The sequence below is a fragment of the Saccharomonospora sp. NPDC046836 genome, from assembly GCF_040645195.1.
Classification (GTDB): Bacteria; Actinomycetota; Actinomycetes; order Mycobacteriales; family Pseudonocardiaceae; genus Prauserella_A.
Genome location: NZ_JBEYXW010000020.1, coordinates 26,520 through 41,710 on the forward strand (window position 1 = coordinate 26,520; position 15,191 = coordinate 41,710).

The 15,191-nt window shown below is 68.9% G+C and carries 17 protein-coding genes and 2 pseudogenes; 6 read left to right on the forward strand and 13 right to left on the reverse strand.

What is annotated here, in order from left to right; genetic code table 11:
• Positions 1-155: 155 nt before the first annotated feature.
• The 4 genes from ABZ863_RS21910 to ABZ863_RS21925 form a co-directional block, all read right to left on the reverse strand.
• Positions 156-1,151, reverse strand: a complete 996-nt coding sequence (locus ABZ863_RS21910; protein WP_358538557.1) for a LacI family DNA-binding transcriptional regulator — start codon at positions 1,149-1,151, stop codon at positions 156-158.
• Positions 1,152-1,209: 58 nt separating this feature from the next.
• Positions 1,210-1,497: a metal-sensitive transcriptional regulator gene (locus ABZ863_RS21915; RefSeq protein WP_358538559.1), complete on the reverse strand. Its 288-nt coding sequence runs from the start codon at positions 1,495-1,497 to the stop codon at positions 1,210-1,212.
• Positions 1,498-1,517: 20 nt separating this feature from the next.
• Positions 1,518-2,888, reverse strand: a complete 1,371-nt coding sequence (locus tag ABZ863_RS21920) for an MBL fold metallo-hydrolase (RefSeq protein WP_358538561.1) — start codon at positions 2,886-2,888, stop codon at positions 1,518-1,520.
• An 85-nt stretch (positions 2,889-2,973) separates the two neighbouring features.
• Positions 2,974-3,324: an MmcQ/YjbR family DNA-binding protein gene (locus ABZ863_RS21925; protein ID WP_358538564.1), complete on the reverse strand. Its 351-nt coding sequence runs from the start codon at positions 3,322-3,324 to the stop codon at positions 2,974-2,976.
• Positions 3,325-3,456: 132 nt separating this feature from the next.
• Here ABZ863_RS21925 and ABZ863_RS21930 point away from each other — a divergent pair, with 132 nt between their 5' ends.
• Positions 3,457-3,816: a carboxymuconolactone decarboxylase family protein gene (locus tag ABZ863_RS21930; RefSeq protein ID WP_358538567.1), complete on the forward strand. Its 360-nt coding sequence runs from the start codon at positions 3,457-3,459 to the stop codon at positions 3,814-3,816.
• 179 nt (positions 3,817-3,995) lie between these two features.
• Here the strand turns inward: ABZ863_RS21930 and ABZ863_RS21935 are convergent, their stop codons facing one another.
• The 4 genes and pseudogenes from ABZ863_RS21935 to ABZ863_RS21950 form a co-directional block, all read right to left on the reverse strand.
• A complete protein-coding gene (locus tag ABZ863_RS21935; RefSeq protein ID WP_358538569.1) occupies positions 3,996-4,586 on the reverse strand; it encodes a class F sortase in 591 nt (196 codons plus the stop codon).
• Positions 4,587-4,597: 11 nt separating this feature from the next.
• A complete protein-coding gene (locus tag ABZ863_RS21940; protein WP_358538571.1) occupies positions 4,598-5,326 on the reverse strand; it encodes a hypothetical protein in 729 nt (242 codons plus the stop codon).
• 152 nt (positions 5,327-5,478) lie between these two features.
• On the reverse strand, positions 5,479-6,519 hold the full coding sequence (locus tag ABZ863_RS21945; RefSeq protein WP_358538573.1) for a M48 family metallopeptidase: 1,041 nt from the start codon (positions 6,517-6,519) through the stop codon (positions 5,479-5,481).
• Positions 6,520-6,547: 28 nt separating this feature from the next.
• Positions 6,548-7,396 (reverse strand): annotated as a pseudogene (locus tag ABZ863_RS21950) (SAM-dependent methyltransferase).
• Positions 7,397-7,742: 346 nt separating this feature from the next.
• On the opposite strand from ABZ863_RS21950, the gene ABZ863_RS21955 reads away from it, so the two are divergent.
• The 3 genes from ABZ863_RS21955 to recQ are packed head-to-tail and all read left to right on the forward strand — an operon-like array spanning position 7,743 to position 10,879.
• The gene (locus ABZ863_RS21955; protein ID WP_358538575.1) at positions 7,743-8,273 is read left to right on the forward strand and encodes a hypothetical protein; all 531 of its coding nucleotides are present in this window, start codon (positions 7,743-7,745) and stop codon (positions 8,271-8,273) included.
• The gene (locus ABZ863_RS21960; protein WP_358538577.1) at positions 8,270-9,061 is read left to right on the forward strand and encodes an alpha/beta hydrolase; all 792 of its coding nucleotides are present in this window, start codon (positions 8,270-8,272) and stop codon (positions 9,059-9,061) included. Before ABZ863_RS21955 ends, ABZ863_RS21960 begins: the two co-directional genes overlap by 4 nt.
• 9 nt (positions 9,062-9,070) lie before the next feature.
• Entirely contained in the window at positions 9,071-10,879 is a 1,809-nt protein-coding gene (recQ, locus tag ABZ863_RS21965; protein WP_358538580.1) for a DNA helicase RecQ, read from the forward strand.
• Here recQ and ABZ863_RS21970 read toward each other — a convergent pair.
• Together ABZ863_RS21970 and ABZ863_RS21975 are read right to left on the reverse strand one after the other, a co-directional pair.
• A complete protein-coding gene (locus tag ABZ863_RS21970; RefSeq protein WP_358538583.1) occupies positions 10,876-11,604 on the reverse strand; it encodes a 3'(2'),5'-bisphosphate nucleotidase CysQ in 729 nt (242 codons plus the stop codon). The genes recQ and ABZ863_RS21970 overlap by 4 nt on opposite strands.
• A gap of 42 nt (positions 11,605-11,646) precedes the next feature.
• The gene (locus ABZ863_RS21975; RefSeq protein ID WP_358538585.1) at positions 11,647-12,333 is read right to left on the reverse strand and encodes an ABC transporter permease; all 687 of its coding nucleotides are present in this window, start codon (positions 12,331-12,333) and stop codon (positions 11,647-11,649) included.
• Between ABZ863_RS21975 and ABZ863_RS21980 the strand changes: the two are divergent.
• Together ABZ863_RS21980 and ABZ863_RS21985 are read left to right on the forward strand one after the other, a co-directional pair.
• Positions 12,317-12,481: pseudogene (locus ABZ863_RS21980) on the forward strand (sensor histidine kinase); the annotation flags it as partial. The gene ABZ863_RS21975 and the pseudogene ABZ863_RS21980 overlap by 17 nt on opposite strands.
• Entirely contained in the window at positions 12,474-13,139 is a 666-nt protein-coding gene (locus ABZ863_RS21985; RefSeq protein WP_358538587.1) for a response regulator transcription factor, read from the forward strand. The pseudogene ABZ863_RS21980 and the gene ABZ863_RS21985, both read left to right, overlap by 8 nt.
• 17 nt (positions 13,140-13,156) lie before the next feature.
• Here ABZ863_RS21985 and ABZ863_RS21990 read toward each other — a convergent pair whose 3' ends face one another.
• The 3 genes from ABZ863_RS21990 to ABZ863_RS22000 form a co-directional block, all read right to left on the reverse strand.
• Complete coding sequence (locus ABZ863_RS21990) at positions 13,157-13,474, reverse strand: transcriptional regulator (protein ID WP_358538590.1); 318 nt, start codon at positions 13,472-13,474, stop codon at positions 13,157-13,159.
• Positions 13,475-13,986: 512 nt separating this feature from the next.
• Positions 13,987-14,670 carry a metal-dependent transcriptional regulator gene (locus ABZ863_RS21995; protein ID WP_358538592.1) on the reverse strand — a complete coding sequence of 228 codons (684 nt, stop codon included), beginning with the start codon at positions 14,668-14,670 and terminating at the stop codon, positions 13,987-13,989.
• 34 nt (positions 14,671-14,704) lie between these two features.
• A complete protein-coding gene (locus ABZ863_RS22000; protein WP_358538595.1) occupies positions 14,705-15,145 on the reverse strand; it encodes a GNAT family N-acetyltransferase in 441 nt (146 codons plus the stop codon).
• Positions 15,146-15,191: the final 46 nt, after the last annotated feature.

Sequence of the window (15,191 nt, forward strand, 5' to 3'; positions counted from 1 at the left end):
AACCAAGTAGCCAACTACAAGCAGAACCTGACAACGATACCCGGACCGTGGGGAACTGTCGCTAGTGGACAGTGACAAAACCCAACCACAGGAGCGACAGTTTCACACGGCGCGCCGAAGGCGTGCTTGAAACCCAAGAATCCCCACCAACAATCTCAACCACGCACCGTAGAACGACGCACGGTGAGACCAATCGGCTGAGCACGCGAGGTGCCCCGGGGCGCCTCGCCGGCGAGGATGTCGAACAGTAGCCGCGCACACGCGGCGCCCGCCTCGCGCGGGCGCAGGTCGATGGCCGTAATGGGCGGATCCGTGTACCGCAGCGCGGTACTGTCCACACAGGACGCGAGGAGCAGGTCCTCACCAATGGTCCTGCCCGCCGCACGAAGGACAGGCAGGACCGCTGCGGCGGCGCCGTCGGGTGCGCACACGAGCGCGTCGACCTCCGGCTCGGCGTTGAGCAGGGCACGCACGTGGTCCTGCATGACCGTCGTCGGTGAGCCGAATGCCATCTCCCGCAGCCGTGCGTGGCGGCCATTCCGCTCGCACCAGTCGAGATACGTCCGCTGCAGGGTCCGGCCCCAGTCGGTGACCGTGCTCGACGCGAGCAGGGCGATGTGCTGGGCCCCGGCATCGGCGAGATGGCCGAGCAGCCGCTCGAGCTGCGCACCGTGATCGGACAGCACCACACCTGCCGGCTCGGCATCACCGGTGAACCGCTCGCAGGTCACGACCGGCACCGACGAGTCCAGCAGCCCGCGCACCACTGCGTCCGTCTCCAATGGATCACCGAGCACCACACCGTCCACGCGATGGGTGGCCCGCGACGGCGGGTGGTGTGAGGTCAGCAGGGTGACGTCGCAGTTCATTCGTGCCGCCTGATCCACTACGCCGAACACGAACGACATGTAGTACTCGGACCGCGTGAGGACCTCGGGCAGGTGCAGACCTATCGCGCCCGTTGTGGCCATGCGCAGTGAGCGAGCGGACGGGTTCGGTGTGTAACCAAGCCGGTTTGCGACGGCGATGACGTGCTGGCGCGTCCGCTCGGAAACCCGACCGGAGTTGCGCAATGCGTCGGAAGCCGTCGTCTTGGACACGCCCGCGGCCTTCGCGACGGCGATCAGTGTCACCGGCCCTTCCGTACTCACGTGGGCACCATAGCCGCAGGTCGGGCAGCACCTCGACAGCGGGCCACAACGGCCGTGGTCACGCCAGCGTGAGGAAAAGTTTCTCCAGCTGCGCCCGGTTGGCCGCCGCCTCCGCGGAACCCGCCTCCCCATCGGCGACGCACTTGTCCAACCCGGTGGCGATGATCTTGAACCCGGCGCGATCGAGCGCGCGGGACGCGGCCGCCAGCTGCGTGATGACGTCCTTGCAGTCCCGACCCGACTCGATCATCTGGATGATGCCGCCGATCTGCCCCTGCGCACGGCGCAACCGAACGACCACATCGGACAGTTCCTCAGCCTCGAACTTCACCGCAAGCCTCCTCATGTACCCCCAAGGGTATCGCCTCAGCGCCCCATCGTCTCCGGCCGCACGATGTCAAGGCCTGCCCTGCCCGCGTTGTCGTAGTCGTCGTCGATCGCCACGACGGACCGGCCCGCGGCGGCGAGTACCGACGCGCCGATCGAGGCGCGGTAACCGGAATGGCAATGCACCCACACCTCCGCTGCCGGGACCTCAGCGAGCCTCGTCAGCAACTCGTGCAGCGGGATGTGAACGGCGCCGGCGAGATGGCTCTCGGCCCATTCCTGGTTGCGCCGGACGTCCAGCACCGCGACAGGGCGGTGGTGCCGTACCTGCGCCAGCTCGGCGAACTGCGCCGTGGGATAGGACCGCAGCTCCCGATCCGCCCAGTCGCGCGGGCCGCCGGTCGCGGCGGCCTCGAGCCGGTCGATCCCGATGCGCGCCAGTTCCCGCTGCGCCGAGGTGACGTCCTCGGCCGTCGCACCGAGCAACGTCAGCGGCGTACCCCACGGGATCAGCCAGCCAACGTAGGTCGCGAAGTTGGTTTCGAGCCCGAAGTTGAGCGTGCCACCGACATGCCCCGCGGCGAACGCGGTGCGGTGCCGCAGGTCCACGACCCACTCGCCCGTCTCGATCCGGCGTCGTAACTCGGCCGGGTCAGCCCGCCGCGGCGGCGCGAGTTCGGGTGCCCGCGGACCGGCCATGTTTGCCGGCGCCATGTGCGCGTAGTAGGCGGGGTATGCATCCAGCCCGGCCAGCAGTTCGTCGACGTAGCCCTGCTCGGAACGAGTGAGCACAGGGTTGGCCTGTTTCTCCCGGCCGATCGTGGACGATTCGACACTCACCTCGGTCACCGCGCAGAAGCTGCCGAAGCCGTGAGTCGGGTAGACCCGGGTCTCATCGGGCAGCTCGGCCGCGAGCCGGCGAGCCGAAGCGTGTTGCGCGCGTGCCAGCTCGCCGGTGTGGGCGGGCCCCAGCAAATCCGGACGGCCCGTCGAACCGAGCAACAGCGAACCGCCGGTGAACACCGCGGGAGTCTCGCCGGGGACCTCGAGCACGTAGGCGAGGTGCGTGAACGTGTGCCCCGGTGTGGCGATCGTGCGCACCCGCATCGAGTCACCGACCGCCACGACCTGGCCCGGCTCGATCGGGTGCCGCTCGAAATCGACCGCGTCCGCAGCGTTGACGTGGTAGTCCGCGCCGGTCACCTTGGCCAAGGCGAAGCCGCCGGTGACGTAGTCGTTGTGAATGTGCGTCTCGAACACATCGGTCAGCCGCACGCCCCGGTCTTCCAGGAGAGCAAGCACGCGGTCGATGTCGCGTTGCGGATCGACCACGAACGCCACCTCCCCGTCTTGCACCAGGTAGCTGCGATCGCCGAGTGACGGAGTGTCAATGGGAACGATCTCCAGCACGATCCCTTCTCCTTCCGCCTCGATCAAATACCCCCTGGGGTATGATCTTTCACGGTAACTCCGCCCCGCTCGGCACCGCAACCAGCTACCTACGGCGGCTGAGGGGATGCTGCTCGACGAGGTCTTCCGGGGCCGACAGGCGCCAGGCTTCGTAGACGAGTTCGGTGAGCTCGTCGGCAGCGATCTTCGGCAACTGGACGACCACCCAGCCGAATCCCCCTGAGGTGAACTGCACCTCGAAGACGTCCGGCCGCTCGGAGACGAGCGCGCTCTGCTCGATCAGTGTCTGCTTCAGGCCAGCGGTCTTCGTGCGCGGCCAGTGGTAGCCGAACCGCTTGCCGCGCACGCTGAACGACGTGTAGTCCCGCGCCTGTGCGCTCTCGACCTCGGCAAGCCGGTTCACCATTCGCAGGAACTGATCATCGCGCACTCCCATGTGGATCATTCTCGCGCAGCCCACCGACAATCGGCGGGGTGCTCCGGTATCACCTGCGCGGGGTGATAGCCGGCCCGCCCAGCACTGCGACGCTCAACACGGCATTGCCGATGCGGGCCCAAAGGAGGAACGATGACCGCCGACTCCGCTCCGCAAGACACGTTGAACGCCGTCGCACAAGGCGACGCCCCCGTGCTGGAACGTCTCGTCGCGATGAACCTCGACTCGCTGGCGAGCTCCGGCCTCGACGACAAGCAGTACTTCCTCGTCCGGCTGGCCGCGCTCGTCGCCATGGACGCCGCGCCGGTGTCGTACCTGGTCAACCTCGGATTGGCCGCCGACGCGGGGGTGACGATCGAGGAGGCGCAGGGCGTGCTGATCGCCATCTCGCCAATGGTCGGCTCCGCGCGGGTCGCCTCGGCCGCGGGCAAGATCTTGCGTGCCTTCGGGTTCGCGGTAGCCGCGGAGGAGGACGCCGAGGAGGAGATCTAGGCGCGCGCGGTTCGCGAGTCCCCCGCTCCGGAGCGCGAGTCCCCGCTCAAGACGGCGAGTCCCCCGCTCCGGTTCACGAGTCGCCCGCTCCGGAAACCGGAACGCGCAACTCGCGTGCACGAAGGGGGAACTCGCGTGCAGGAGCGGGGGACTCGCGGGCTGGAAGGGGGGACTCGCGCTCAGACCAGGTTGGCGTAGACGACGACGTTGTCGGTGTAGCTGTGCTCGGCACGATCGAAGACGCCACCGCAGGTGATCAACCGCAGCTGTGGCTTGTCGGTGTTGCCGTACACCGCCTCGGTCGGGAACTCGTCCTTCGGCACCTGGACGGAGCGCTCGACGACGAAGGTCAGTTCCTCGCCGTCGCTGCGTTCCACGAGGATCTCGTCACCTTCGACCAGCTCGTGCAACTTGTAGAAGATGCCGGGCTGCTTGTTGCCGTCGACGTGACCGAGCAGGATCGCCGGGCCGACCTCGCCGGGCACCGGCGACAACCGGTACCACGCGGCCTGCATCGGGTTCTTCGCCGAAGGGACGGCGATCGCACCGTCCTTGGTCACCGCCACCGAGATCAGCGACGATTCGGCGTCGATCTTCGGGATTTTCACCTGCGTCGGCCGGAGTTTGTCGTAGGGCTTTGTGACAGGGACCGACGTCGGCGGGGCTGACGCCGACTCCGGCGTAGCGGACGAGCTGCATCCGGTCAGCGCGAGAGAGGCGAGCAGGGCGGCCGCGAGGACACGGCCGCCCTGGCGCAACGGAAAAGGCATCGGGCTCAGACCTACGCTGCGCCACCGGCACCGGTTTCAACCCCACCCTGCGGCGCGAAGCCGACCTGGGGGCTGCCGCCGTTCTCACGCTGCCAGTCGTCGGCGTCGCCCGAACCGGGCACCGGCGAGATCGGCGTGCTGCCACCACCGCCGTTGCCGGGCTCGCCACCGCAGACCCAGTCGGCCGTGACGTTGCCGTCGGCGAAGGTGGCGCCGGGCCGCAGGTCCACGAGGTAGAGCCAGTAGCGGCCATCCGTCTCGTCCTGCCAGGGGCCCTCGAGGATCTCGAAGTCCGGCGAGTTGAGGTCCTTCGGCTCACCGGCCGCGCACGCGATCAGCAGCAGCCCGAGGCCGTCCTCGAGGTCGAGACCATAGCCCGTGTCGTCCACATAGGGCGGTTCGGTGGGCTCGGGCGAATCGGTGGTCTCCGACGGCTCCGTGGTCGTGGTGGTCGGGTCTTCCGTGTCCGACGGCTCCGGCTCGGGCTCCGTCGTCGTGGTGGTAGTGGTGGGCTCCTCCGAACTCGTCTCGCTGGACGACGAGGTCTCCGTCGACGGCTCCGTGGTCTCGGGCTCGCTCGTCTCGGAGGTGGTTTCGGCGGGCGCGGTCGTGGTGGTGGTAACCGACACGTCCGGAGTGGTGGTCTCGTCCACCTGCGCGAGGGCGGGCGTCGCGAGGGCGGCCAGTATCAGGACGTTGGCAAGCGCAGCACCAGCGATGCGGCGCAAAGGCTTTCTCAAGGATGCTCCCCAGCAATCTGTGTGAAACCTGTGTTCGGTACCGGGTGATATTGCCGCACAAATCACCCAAATGGGTACTCAAGTTCCATGAGAAACGTCATGCCGGAAACCTGTAACACGCCGCCCCATTCGGGCGATTGACAGGCCAGAAACTAACCGTTTGCGTTGTCTTTTGGTGGGGAGAACTTGCTCCACACCTTTCCGGCGGCACCCGACACCGCCTCGCCGACCTCGCTGAACACCTTCGTCAGCGGATCGGCCGACGCCGCGAAAGAGTCCCGATAGGACTTCGCCGCCGATTTGACGTCCGCGGCCCAGTTCGCCTGCGGCTCGTCGCCGTCACGCCGCGGGTACTCGCCGGCCAGCACAGCACGATAGTCCGCCGAGGCCGCCCACTTCTGCAACTCCGCCGCCCGCACCACGGCCAGCGGGTGCGACATCAGCTCGACGTTGCGCAGTTTCAGCAGGCTGTCGCGGATGTCCTCAGCGGACTCGTACTCGCTCGCCTGCTGCAGGAACGACGCGATGTCCACCTGTGCGGGATCCACACCGCCGGCGAGCAGGATGTGCGTCCGCAGCGCCGCGGCGGGATCCTGGCCGCACAGCAGACCGGCACGGTCACAGGACAGCTCCGCCTTGCGGTACCACTCGTGCAGTGCCGCGATGATCGCGCGCAGGCCGAGCGCGCTCACCGGCATCCACGACATCGTCACCTGCAGCTTCAGCAACCGCAGCAGCATCGTGCGGTACACGGCATGGCCCGACAGCACGTGGCCCATCTCGTGCCCGACCACGAAACGCAGCCCGTCGGTATCGAGCAGGTCCACCATGCCGGTCGACAAGACTACGAACGGCTCATCCATACCGATCGTCATCGCGGTGGCATCCGCGTCGCGGGCAACGAAGACGGCGGGCACCGAGTCGAGGTCGAGCGCCTCGGCACACTCGTGCCGCAGCCGGTCCAACTCCGGGTACTGCGTGGGGCCGACGCGGATCGCCGAGCCGAGTGCCATCAGCCGCTCGCCGCGTTCGTGGAAGAAGCCGGTCAGCGCCTTGAGCACCTCGGCGAACCCGGGAACCATGCGCAGTGTCGCGAGCGCACCGCGATCAACCGGATGTTCGTACGCCCGTGGACTGATCCCGGGAAACCGAACCCTGCCCGGCGTCCCCTGCGGACCGACGACCTCCTCCACCGCGACCCCTTCCCTCGGCGGCCCGAGCCTAGCCGTTCTTACGCGCGACACCCGCCAAATACACCGAATAGGCCGGGTTGCCAGCCCGGCCCGGTGACGGTGCGTCACCATCGAGTTCGGGGTGCCAGTCCGGTGCGGTCGTGATGCCCGGCTCGACGAGATCGAGGCCGGTGAAGAACCGTGCGAACTCGTCCTTGCCCCTGGACCGGATCGGCGTGCTCGATCGCTGGTACAGCGCGATACCGGCCCGCACGCTCTCGGCGAGCTCCTCCGGCGTCACGTGTTCGGTGATATGCGATGCGGCGACCAGCGAGCCGCCGGGCAGCAGCGACCGGTACTTCTCCAGAGCACCAGCCACTTCCTCATCGGCCTCGATGAAGTGCAGTACCGACATGAACAGCAGGCAGATCGGCTGCTACGGATCGAGCACTCCGGTCTCCAGCGCAGCGCGCCAGACGGCGTCGACGTTGCGGAGGTCCTCCTGGATGATCACGTGCCGCCGCGGATCGCCGTGTTCCTCGAGCAGGATCTGGGAGTGCGCGAAGGCGACCGGCTCGGCGTCGACATAGACGCAGCGGCTCTCCGGATCGAGCTCGTCGGCGACCTCGTGGACGTTGCCCGCGGTGGGCACGCCGGAGCCGAGGTCGAGGAACTGGGTGATCCCCTGCGCGATGCTGTAGCGCACCGCCTTGCGCAGGAACCCGCGATTGGCCTGCGCCAGTTGCTTGGTCAGCGGGAACACCTTGAGCGTCTGCGCACCCAGCTCGCGGTCGACGGCCCAGTTGGCGGTGCCACCCAGATACCAGTCGTAGACACGGGCCGGATTCGGGCGGCTGAGGTCGACCCCTCGTGCGGCAAACGCGCGCTCGTCACTCATGGCGCCGCCCCTAGCGTTCCCCTTCCGGGCCAGACGGCGCCCGGTGCGGACTAGTCCGCACCGACAAATTCGTCTTGACAAGAAAAGTTGTCAGTGAGACTTGGATCCAGCACAGGAGGAGAACTCACCATGGGGCATCACTTCGAAAGCCGTGACGAAGTCGAGCTGGCTGCGACACCAGAGCAGGTGTGGGACGCAATCGCGACCGGCCCTGGCATCGATTCGTGGTACATGGGCCGCACGGAGGTCGACCCCGGCGAGGGCGGCGCCGTACGCACGCCCTTCGGCGAGTACGCGCCGGAGTCGCCGATCACCGGATGGGAGCCGCCTCACCTACGGCGGCGAGGTGGCCGAGGACGGCCGGTTCTTCGCCTACGAGTTCCTGGTCGAGGGCCTCGCCGGCGGCAGCACGGTGCTTCGCATGGTGGCGAGCGGCTTCATTCCAGGCGACGACTGGGCCGACGAGTTCGAGGCGATGGGCAAGGGCTTGGACCTGTTCTTCCGCACACTGGCCACCTACCTCACTCACTTCACCGGTCGCGTCGGCACACCGATCACGATCTTCGGCCCACCGGTCGGCGACTGGCGGGAGATCTGGGCGAACGTGCGCGAAGCGCTGGGCCTCGGGGACGCGGCAGGTGTGGGCGATCCGGCACGCTTCACTGTGCACGGTCAGGTCATCGAGGGCACCGTCTACTCCGCGAACTCGCAGACCATCGGCATTCGCACCGCCGACTCCCTATACCGATTCATGCAGGGTTTTCACGGCTCACTCGTACTGGGGCATGCCGTTTTCTCCACAAAGGACACCACGGAAATCGAACGCAGCTGGCAGGCATGGCTGAGCGAGCTGCCCACGAACGGAGGCAACTCATGACCACTGTCACCTCACGCGACGGCACCAGGATCGCCTACGAGAAGGTGGGCAGCGGTGAGCCGCTCGTGCTCGTCGACGGCGCAATGTGTTACCGCGGCCAGGGGCCGATGCGGCCGTTGGCGGCCCAACTCTCCGGCGACTTCACGGTCTACACCTACGACCGGCGCGGCCGTGGCGAAAGCGGCGACACCAAGCCCTACGCCCCGGAACGGGAACTCGAAGACCTCCAGGCACTGCTCGAGGAAGCCGGTGGCTCGGCGTACGTCTTCGGGGCCTCCTCCGGCGCGGCGCTCGCGCTCGAAGCAGCGAACAGTGGGCTGCCGATGCGCAAGCTCGCGCTCTACGAGCCTCCGTTCATCGTCGACAACACCCGGCCACCGATCCCCGCGGACTACGGCGAGCACACCGCGCAGTGGGTCGCGGCGGGCCGCCGCGGCGGCGCCGTCGCGGGATTCATGCGGCAGGTGCAGGTTCCCGGCTTCGCCATCCTGCTGATGCGGCTGATGCCGGCGTGGTCCAAGCTCAAGGGCGTCGCCCATACGCTGCCCTACGACTTCGCGTTCGTGGGCCCGTACCAGCAGGGGAAGCCGTTGCCCTCGGACAAGTGGACCGGCGTCACCGTGCCCACCCTCGTCGCCGACGGCGGCAAGAGCCCGCAGTGGATGCGCAACAGTGTCAAGGCGCTCGCCGGCCTGCTGCCGACCGCCCGGTACCACACCGAGCCAGGGCAGACCCACATGCTGAAGGCGAAGGTGCACGGTCGGATGCTCGCCGAGTTCTTCGCCTAGGGTCGTAGGGTGACCTCACCCGAGACACTGCAGGTGCTCAAGCGCGTCTTCGGCTACGACTCGTTCCGCGCGGGCCAGCAGCAGATCATCGATCACGTCACGGCAGGCGGCGACGCACTGGTGCTGATGCCCACCGGCGGCGGGAAATCACTGTGTTACCAGATACCCGCGCTCGTGCGTGACGGCGTCGGCGTCGTGATCTCCCCGCTCATCGCACTGATGCAGGACCAGGTGGACGCGCTGCGCGCGCTCGGCGTGCGGGCCGGCTTCCTCAACTCGACGCAGGGCCCGGACGAGCGTCGCATGGTCGAGGCGGAGTTCCTCGCGGGTGAGCTCGACCTGCTCTACCTGGCGCCGGAACGGTTGCGCGTGGAGTCGACACATCGACTTCTCGACCGTGGCACGGTCGCGCTGTTCGCCATCGACGAGGCGCACTGTGTCGCGCAGTGGGGACACGACTTCCGGCCCGACTACCTGGCACTGTCCGAGCTGCACGAGCGCTGGCCGCAGGTGCCGCGGATCGCGTTGACCGCGACCGCGACGCAGGCCACGCACGCCGAGATCGTCGCCAGGCTCAAGCTCGAGGACGCCCACCAGCACGTGGCCAGCTTCGACCGGCCGAACATCCAATACCGGATCGTGCCGAAGAACGAGCCGAAGAAACAGCTGCTCGAGCTGTTACGTAGCGAGCACCCCGGTGACGCGGGCATCGTCTACTGCCTGAGCCGCAAGTCGGTGGAGGAGACCGCGGAGTTCCTGGTACGCAACGGCATCGAGGCGCTGCCGTACCACGCCGGGCTCAATGCGCAGACCCGCTCCGCACACCAGGCACGCTTCCTGCGCGAGGACGGCCTCGTCGTGGTCGCGACGATCGCGTTCGGCATGGGTATCGACAAGCCCGATGTCCGTTTCGTCGCGCACCTCGACCTGCCCAAGTCGGTCGAGGGCTACTACCAGGAGACCGGCCGCGCAGGGCGAGACGGGCAGGCCTCGACCGTGTGGCTCGCCTACGGCCTGCAGGACGTGGTGCAACAACGGAAGCTGATCGACAGCTCCGAGGACGCCAGCTCAGCGCATCGACGCAAACTGACCTCGCACCTCGATGCGATGCTCGCGCTCTGCGAGACCGTCGAGTGCCGCCGCGTGCGGTTGCTCGCCTACTTCGGCCAGAACGGCGTCGCCTGCGGCAACTGCGACACGTGCCTGTCACCGCCGGAGTCATGGGACGGCACGGTCGCAGCACAAAAGCTACTGTCCACTGTGGTGCGTCTGCGCCGGGAGCGCAGGCAGAAGTTCGGTGCGGGACAGATCATCGACATCCTGCTCGGCCGTAAGACGGCCAAGGTCATCCAGCACGATCACGACTCGCTGAGCGTATTCGGCGTCGGCGCCGAGCTGTCGGAGGGCGAGTGGCGTGGTGTGGTGCGCCAGTTGCTCGCCGCCGGGTTGATCGCGGTCGAGGGCGACTACGGAACACTCGTCGTCACCGAGGGCAGCGACGAGGTGCTCTACCGGGGACGCACTGTCGCCATGCGGCGCGAGCCCAAACGGGCGGCCAAGGCGGCCCGCGTCAAGGCACCTGCCGCCGCCGAGCTGTCCGCGGAGGCCGTGCCGGTGTTCGAGCGGCTGCGCGCCTGGCGTGCGGCAACGGCGAAAGAGCAGGGCGTGCCCGCGTACGTGGTGTTCCACGATGCGACGCTGCGCGCCATCGCCACCACCGCTCCGGCGACGCTGCAGGAGCTCGGCGGGGTGAGCGGGGTGGGGGAGAACAAGCTCGCCAAGTACGGCGAGCAGATCCTCACGACACTCGCCGGCTAGCCGAGTGCGGCGAGGAGGCGCCCGGCCAGCTCGGGGCGGCAGATGACAAGGTCGGGCAGGTACGGGTGCGGCTCGTTGTAGCGCAGCGGCGTGCCGTCCACCCGGGAGGCGTGCAGCCCCGCGGCCAGTGCGACACCGACCGGCGCGGCGGAGTCCCACTCCCACTGGCCACCGGCGTGCACGTAGGCATCGGCCTCACCGCGCAGCACCGCCATCGCCTTCGCACCCGCTGACCCCATGGGAACCAGCTCGGCATCCAGTTCCTCGGCCACCGCTGCCGCGAAGACCGGCGGCCTGCTGTCGCTGACCAGGATGCGGAGCCGGCCGTCCCGGCGCGCGGCGAGCACGGCGTCGTCACTGGCGTAGACCGTGCCGAGCGCGGGCTGTGCCACGGCCGCGGCTGTGATGCCCTTACCCGCCTCCCACAGCGCGACGTGCACGGCCCAATCGGTACGGCCCGGCCGGGCGAACTCGCGCGTGCCATCGAGCGGGTCGATGATCCACACGCGCTGCGCGGCGAGCCTGCTAGGGCTGTCGGCCGACTCCTCGGAAAGCACCGCGTCGCCGGGGCGGTCCGCGGCCAGGCGGTCCAGCAGCAGCCTGTTCGACAGCGTGTCGCCGCGCGTGCCGAGTGCCTTCGGGTCCAGCTCGCCAGCCCGCACGTCGAGCAGGAGCCGCCCCGCTGACTCGGCGAGCCGTGCGGCAGTGCGCGCATCGGTGGTCATCGTTCTAGCAAAGCAAGGATCGCCGTGGTCGGCGTGGCCGGGTTACGCGTCGCGCCGGATGAGCGCGTAACCACCCGCGCCCAGTGCCAGCACCAGGTATGCCGCGAGTGCGATCGCGGCGCCGGCGGATGACAGCACGGGGTCGTTTGCTTCGCCTGCCAGCTGCACACCCAGGTTCGGGAGCAGGACCGCGCCGACTCGCACGTTCCACGGTGACGACAGGAAACTGGCGACCACGGGCAGCACGAACAGCAACCCGGTCATCGTCACCAGCGTGCCCGCCGCCGAGCGCAGCAGCGCACCGACGCCGAACCCGACCAGCCCGACAACCATCAGCACTGCCGTCGAGGCCAGCGCCGCGGGAACACCGTCCGCCGCCGAGGGCCACGGTGCGATGGGCGCGGGCCGGTCACCGACGATCGCGGTCACCGCACCGAGCATCGCCGACGTCAGGATCAGCCCGGTGAGCAGGGAAACTCCGCCGACGATCACTGCCTTGCCCGCGAAGAGCCGCGCACGCCGGGGCACCGAGGCGAGCGTGCCGCGGATCATGCCGCTGCCGTACTCGGAGGTGACCGTGAAGGCGCCGAACGCCGCCAGGCAGAACTGGACGAACGGCAGCACGACCACCGACATGTCGGCGCTGGCGAATGCCGCCTGCTCCCGCGGCGGGGCGCGGTGCCGGGCCGCGGTGGTCGCCGAGGGAGGCACCGTGCGCGTCGACGTCACCGATGATGGGCCAGGGCACGGCACGGCAGCGCCGGGGCACGGCCTGCTGGGAATGCGGGAACGCGTGTCGGTGTACGGCGGCACGCTGCGCGCCGGCCCCCGGCCGGGCGGCGGGTTCGCGGTGTCGGCGGTGCTGCCGTATGGGTGACGTGCGTGTGCTCGTGGCGGACGATCAGGCGCTCGTGCGCGGCAGTTTCCGCATGCTCGTGGACAGTGCGCCGGGGCTGACCGTGGTGGGCGAGGCCACGACCGGGGTCGAGGCGGTCGAGGTAGCCCGCCGGGAGCGTCCCGACGTGGTGCTCATGGACGTCCGGATGCCGGAGATGGACGGCATCGAGGCAACGGGCCTGCTGACGCGGACCGCCGAGCCGGGCGCGGCGCGGGTGCTGATCCTGACCACGTTCGATCTGGACTCCTATGTCTACGCGGCGCTGCGCGCGGGTGCGAGCGGGTTCCTGCTGAAGGACACGCCACCGGCGGACCTGCTCGCCGCGATCCGGGTGGTGGCGGCCGGGGAGGCGTTGCTCGCGCCGAGCGTGACCAGGCGGCTGATCGAGGAGTTCGCGCGGCGACCACCCGAGCCGCGGCGGTCCTCTGCGCGTGGGCTCGACGTTGTCACGAACCGTGAGCGTGACGTGCTACTGCTCATCGCAAGGGGCTTCTCCAACGCCGAGATCGCCGCCGAGCTACACCTCAGCATGGCGACTGTGAAGACCCACGTCGGCAGGCTGCTCGCCAAACTGCACGCACGCGACCGCGCGCAGCTCGTGATCGCCGCCTATGAAAGCGGACTTGTTCCGCGGTGAGCCTCGTGTTCCCGGTGCTACGTGCTGCCGTTCGCGCCGTTGTCGGTGGCCAGGAGCCGCATCAGCGCCCCCTGAGGAACTTCGAGCACTTCTTCGAGACATCGCAGTGCGGCGAGGGATCCGGCGCGCTCCGGCCGGCACCGGCCGGACTGCCAGTGGCTCAGCGTTGCCAGGCTGACCGGTGCGCCACGGCTGCGTAGCCGGTACTGGATCCGCTCGAGCCCGAGGCCCCGTGCGCGTATCGCGGCGCGCAGTGCCGCCGCGAACGGCCCCGTCGCCAGCAGCGACTCAAGCTCCCGCGCCCGGTCCGTCTGTGAGGTTTGCTGACCGGTCATCATCGCTCCCGCGTCGTCGAGGATCGGGGCAGCGTATGAGAGCCGAGCCTGCCGGAAACAGGGGCGAAGGACCCTGCTCGCCCCCTCACCTCCCGCGAGTCCCCCTTCCAGCGCGCGAGTCCCCCGCTCCCGCACGCGAGTTGCCCACTCCAGCCCGCGAGTTGCCCACTCCAGCCCGCGAGTTGCCCACTCCAGCGCGCGAGTTCCGCGTTCCTGCACGCGAGTCCCCCGGCCCTGCGCGCGAGTTGCCCCTCCCAGCAAGCGAGTTGCCCGCTCTCGCAGGCACACCGCAGCGGGCAACTCGCGGACCCGAGCGGGCAACTCGCGCACCGGACGGGGGGACTCGCGGACCACAACGGGAAGCTCGCCAACCGGACCGGGCAACTCGCGAACCCGAGCGGGCAACTCGCCAACCCGAGCGGGCAACTCGCGCACCCGAGCGGGCCACTCGCGCACCGGACGGGGCAACTCGCGCACCGGAGCGGGGGACTCGCGCTGCGGGCGGCAACCGGTCAGCGGACGGCTACAGATAGCGCCTGCGCTATCTCGGTACCCAGCGCGTGGATGGCCGCCTGAGTAGGTGGGCCGACCTTCACCACGATCGGACCGCCGAACGGCTGACGCTCCACGACCTCGATCCGCTCACCCAGGGTGATCGCCCGCTCGGAGAGGTACCGTAGTAGATCCGGATCGGTGTCCCAGACCCGGACGATCTCGCCGATGGCACCCGCCGGCAGCTCGTCGAGCAGGCGCGTCGACAGTTCCTCCACACTGCCGTCCGCGGCCGGAATCGGGTCACCGTGTGGGTCGCGGACCGGGTTACCGAGCTTGGCCGCGATGCGCTCGATGAGCCGGTCCGACACAACGTGCTCGAGCCCGTCCGCCTCGCTGTGCACCTCGTCCCACGTGTAGCCGAGCTCCGACACGAGATACGACTCGATGAGCCGGTGCCTGCGCAGCACCGACCGCGCCAGCTGCCTGCCGTCCGGGGTGAGCTCGATCCCCCGGTACGGCACGTGCGCCACCAGCCCCTGCTGGGCAAGCTTGGTCACCATCCCGGACGCCGAGGATGGACTCACCTCCAGCCTGCCGGCCAGCGTCGTGTTGGTGACAGGCTCACCGCGCTCGGCAAGGCCATAGATCGCCCGCACGTAGTCCTCGATCGAGGACGAGCGCCGGTTCGAGCCATCAGCCATGATGCATACGATACGGGCCACCACGCGGCGTGCATCAGGGCAGTTCAGGGCGCCAGCGGTAACGGATCCAGCCAGGCACGGGCTCCGCGCCGAGCCCCGCGTAGAACGCGGCGGCTCGCTCGTTGCCCTGCTGCATCTCCCACTCGACCCGCCCTGTGGTGCGGCGCCGGAGTTCGGCCAGCAGCTCCCGCCCGAGGCCGTGCCGCCGGTACCGCGGCCGCACGAAGATGTCGTCGAGCCAGATACCCGGCCTTGCCTCCCAGGTCGAGAAGTTCCACGAGCAGAACGCCATCCCGGCGACCGCACCGTCGACCTCGGCGATCAGCACCCAGGCCTTGGGCTCCGGGCCGAACAGGTGTCCCGCCATCTCGGCACGGTCGAGCTTCAGCTCGTCGTTGCCCTCGTAACGGGCGTGCTCCTCGATGAGCGCGCAGATCTCCTCGGTGTCCGCTGCCGCGGCGTCACGTACCGGCATGCGCCAACGCTATCGATCGATCGATCGGCTCGTCTAGGCTGCCGGA

What these genes read in the sequence shown, in the direction of transcription:
- ABZ863_RS21915 (WP_358538559.1), bottom strand. Translation starts at nt 1,497, where the DNA reads ATGAGGAGGCTTGCGGTGAAGTTCGAGGCTGAGGAACTGTCCGATGTG.
- ABZ863_RS21925 (WP_358538564.1), bottom strand. Translation starts at nt 3,324, where the DNA reads ATGGGAGTGCGCGATGATCAGTTCCTGCGAATGGTGAACCGGCTTGCC.
- ABZ863_RS21930 (WP_358538567.1), top strand. Translation starts at nt 3,457, where the DNA reads ATGACCGCCGACTCCGCTCCGCAAGACACGTTGAACGCCGTCGCACAA.
- ABZ863_RS21935 (WP_358538569.1), bottom strand. Translation starts at nt 4,586, where the DNA reads ATGCCTTTTCCGTTGCGCCAGGGCGGCCGTGTCCTCGCGGCCGCCCTG.
- ABZ863_RS21960 (WP_358538577.1), top strand. Translation starts at nt 8,270, where the DNA reads ATGACCACTGTCACCTCACGCGACGGCACCAGGATCGCCTACGAGAAG.
- ABZ863_RS21970 (WP_358538583.1), bottom strand. Translation starts at nt 11,604, where the DNA reads ATGACCACCGATGCGCGCACTGCCGCACGGCTCGCCGAGTCAGCGGGG.
- ABZ863_RS21985 (WP_358538587.1), top strand. Translation starts at nt 12,474, where the DNA reads ATGGGTGACGTGCGTGTGCTCGTGGCGGACGATCAGGCGCTCGTGCGC.
- ABZ863_RS21990 (WP_358538590.1), bottom strand. Translation starts at nt 13,474, where the DNA reads ATGACCGGTCAGCAAACCTCACAGACGGACCGGGCGCGGGAGCTTGAG.
- ABZ863_RS21995 (WP_358538592.1), bottom strand. Translation starts at nt 14,670, where the DNA reads ATGGCTGATGGCTCGAACCGGCGCTCGTCCTCGATCGAGGACTACGTG.
- ABZ863_RS22000 (WP_358538595.1), bottom strand. Translation starts at nt 15,145, where the DNA reads ATGCCGGTACGTGACGCCGCGGCAGCGGACACCGAGGAGATCTGCGCG.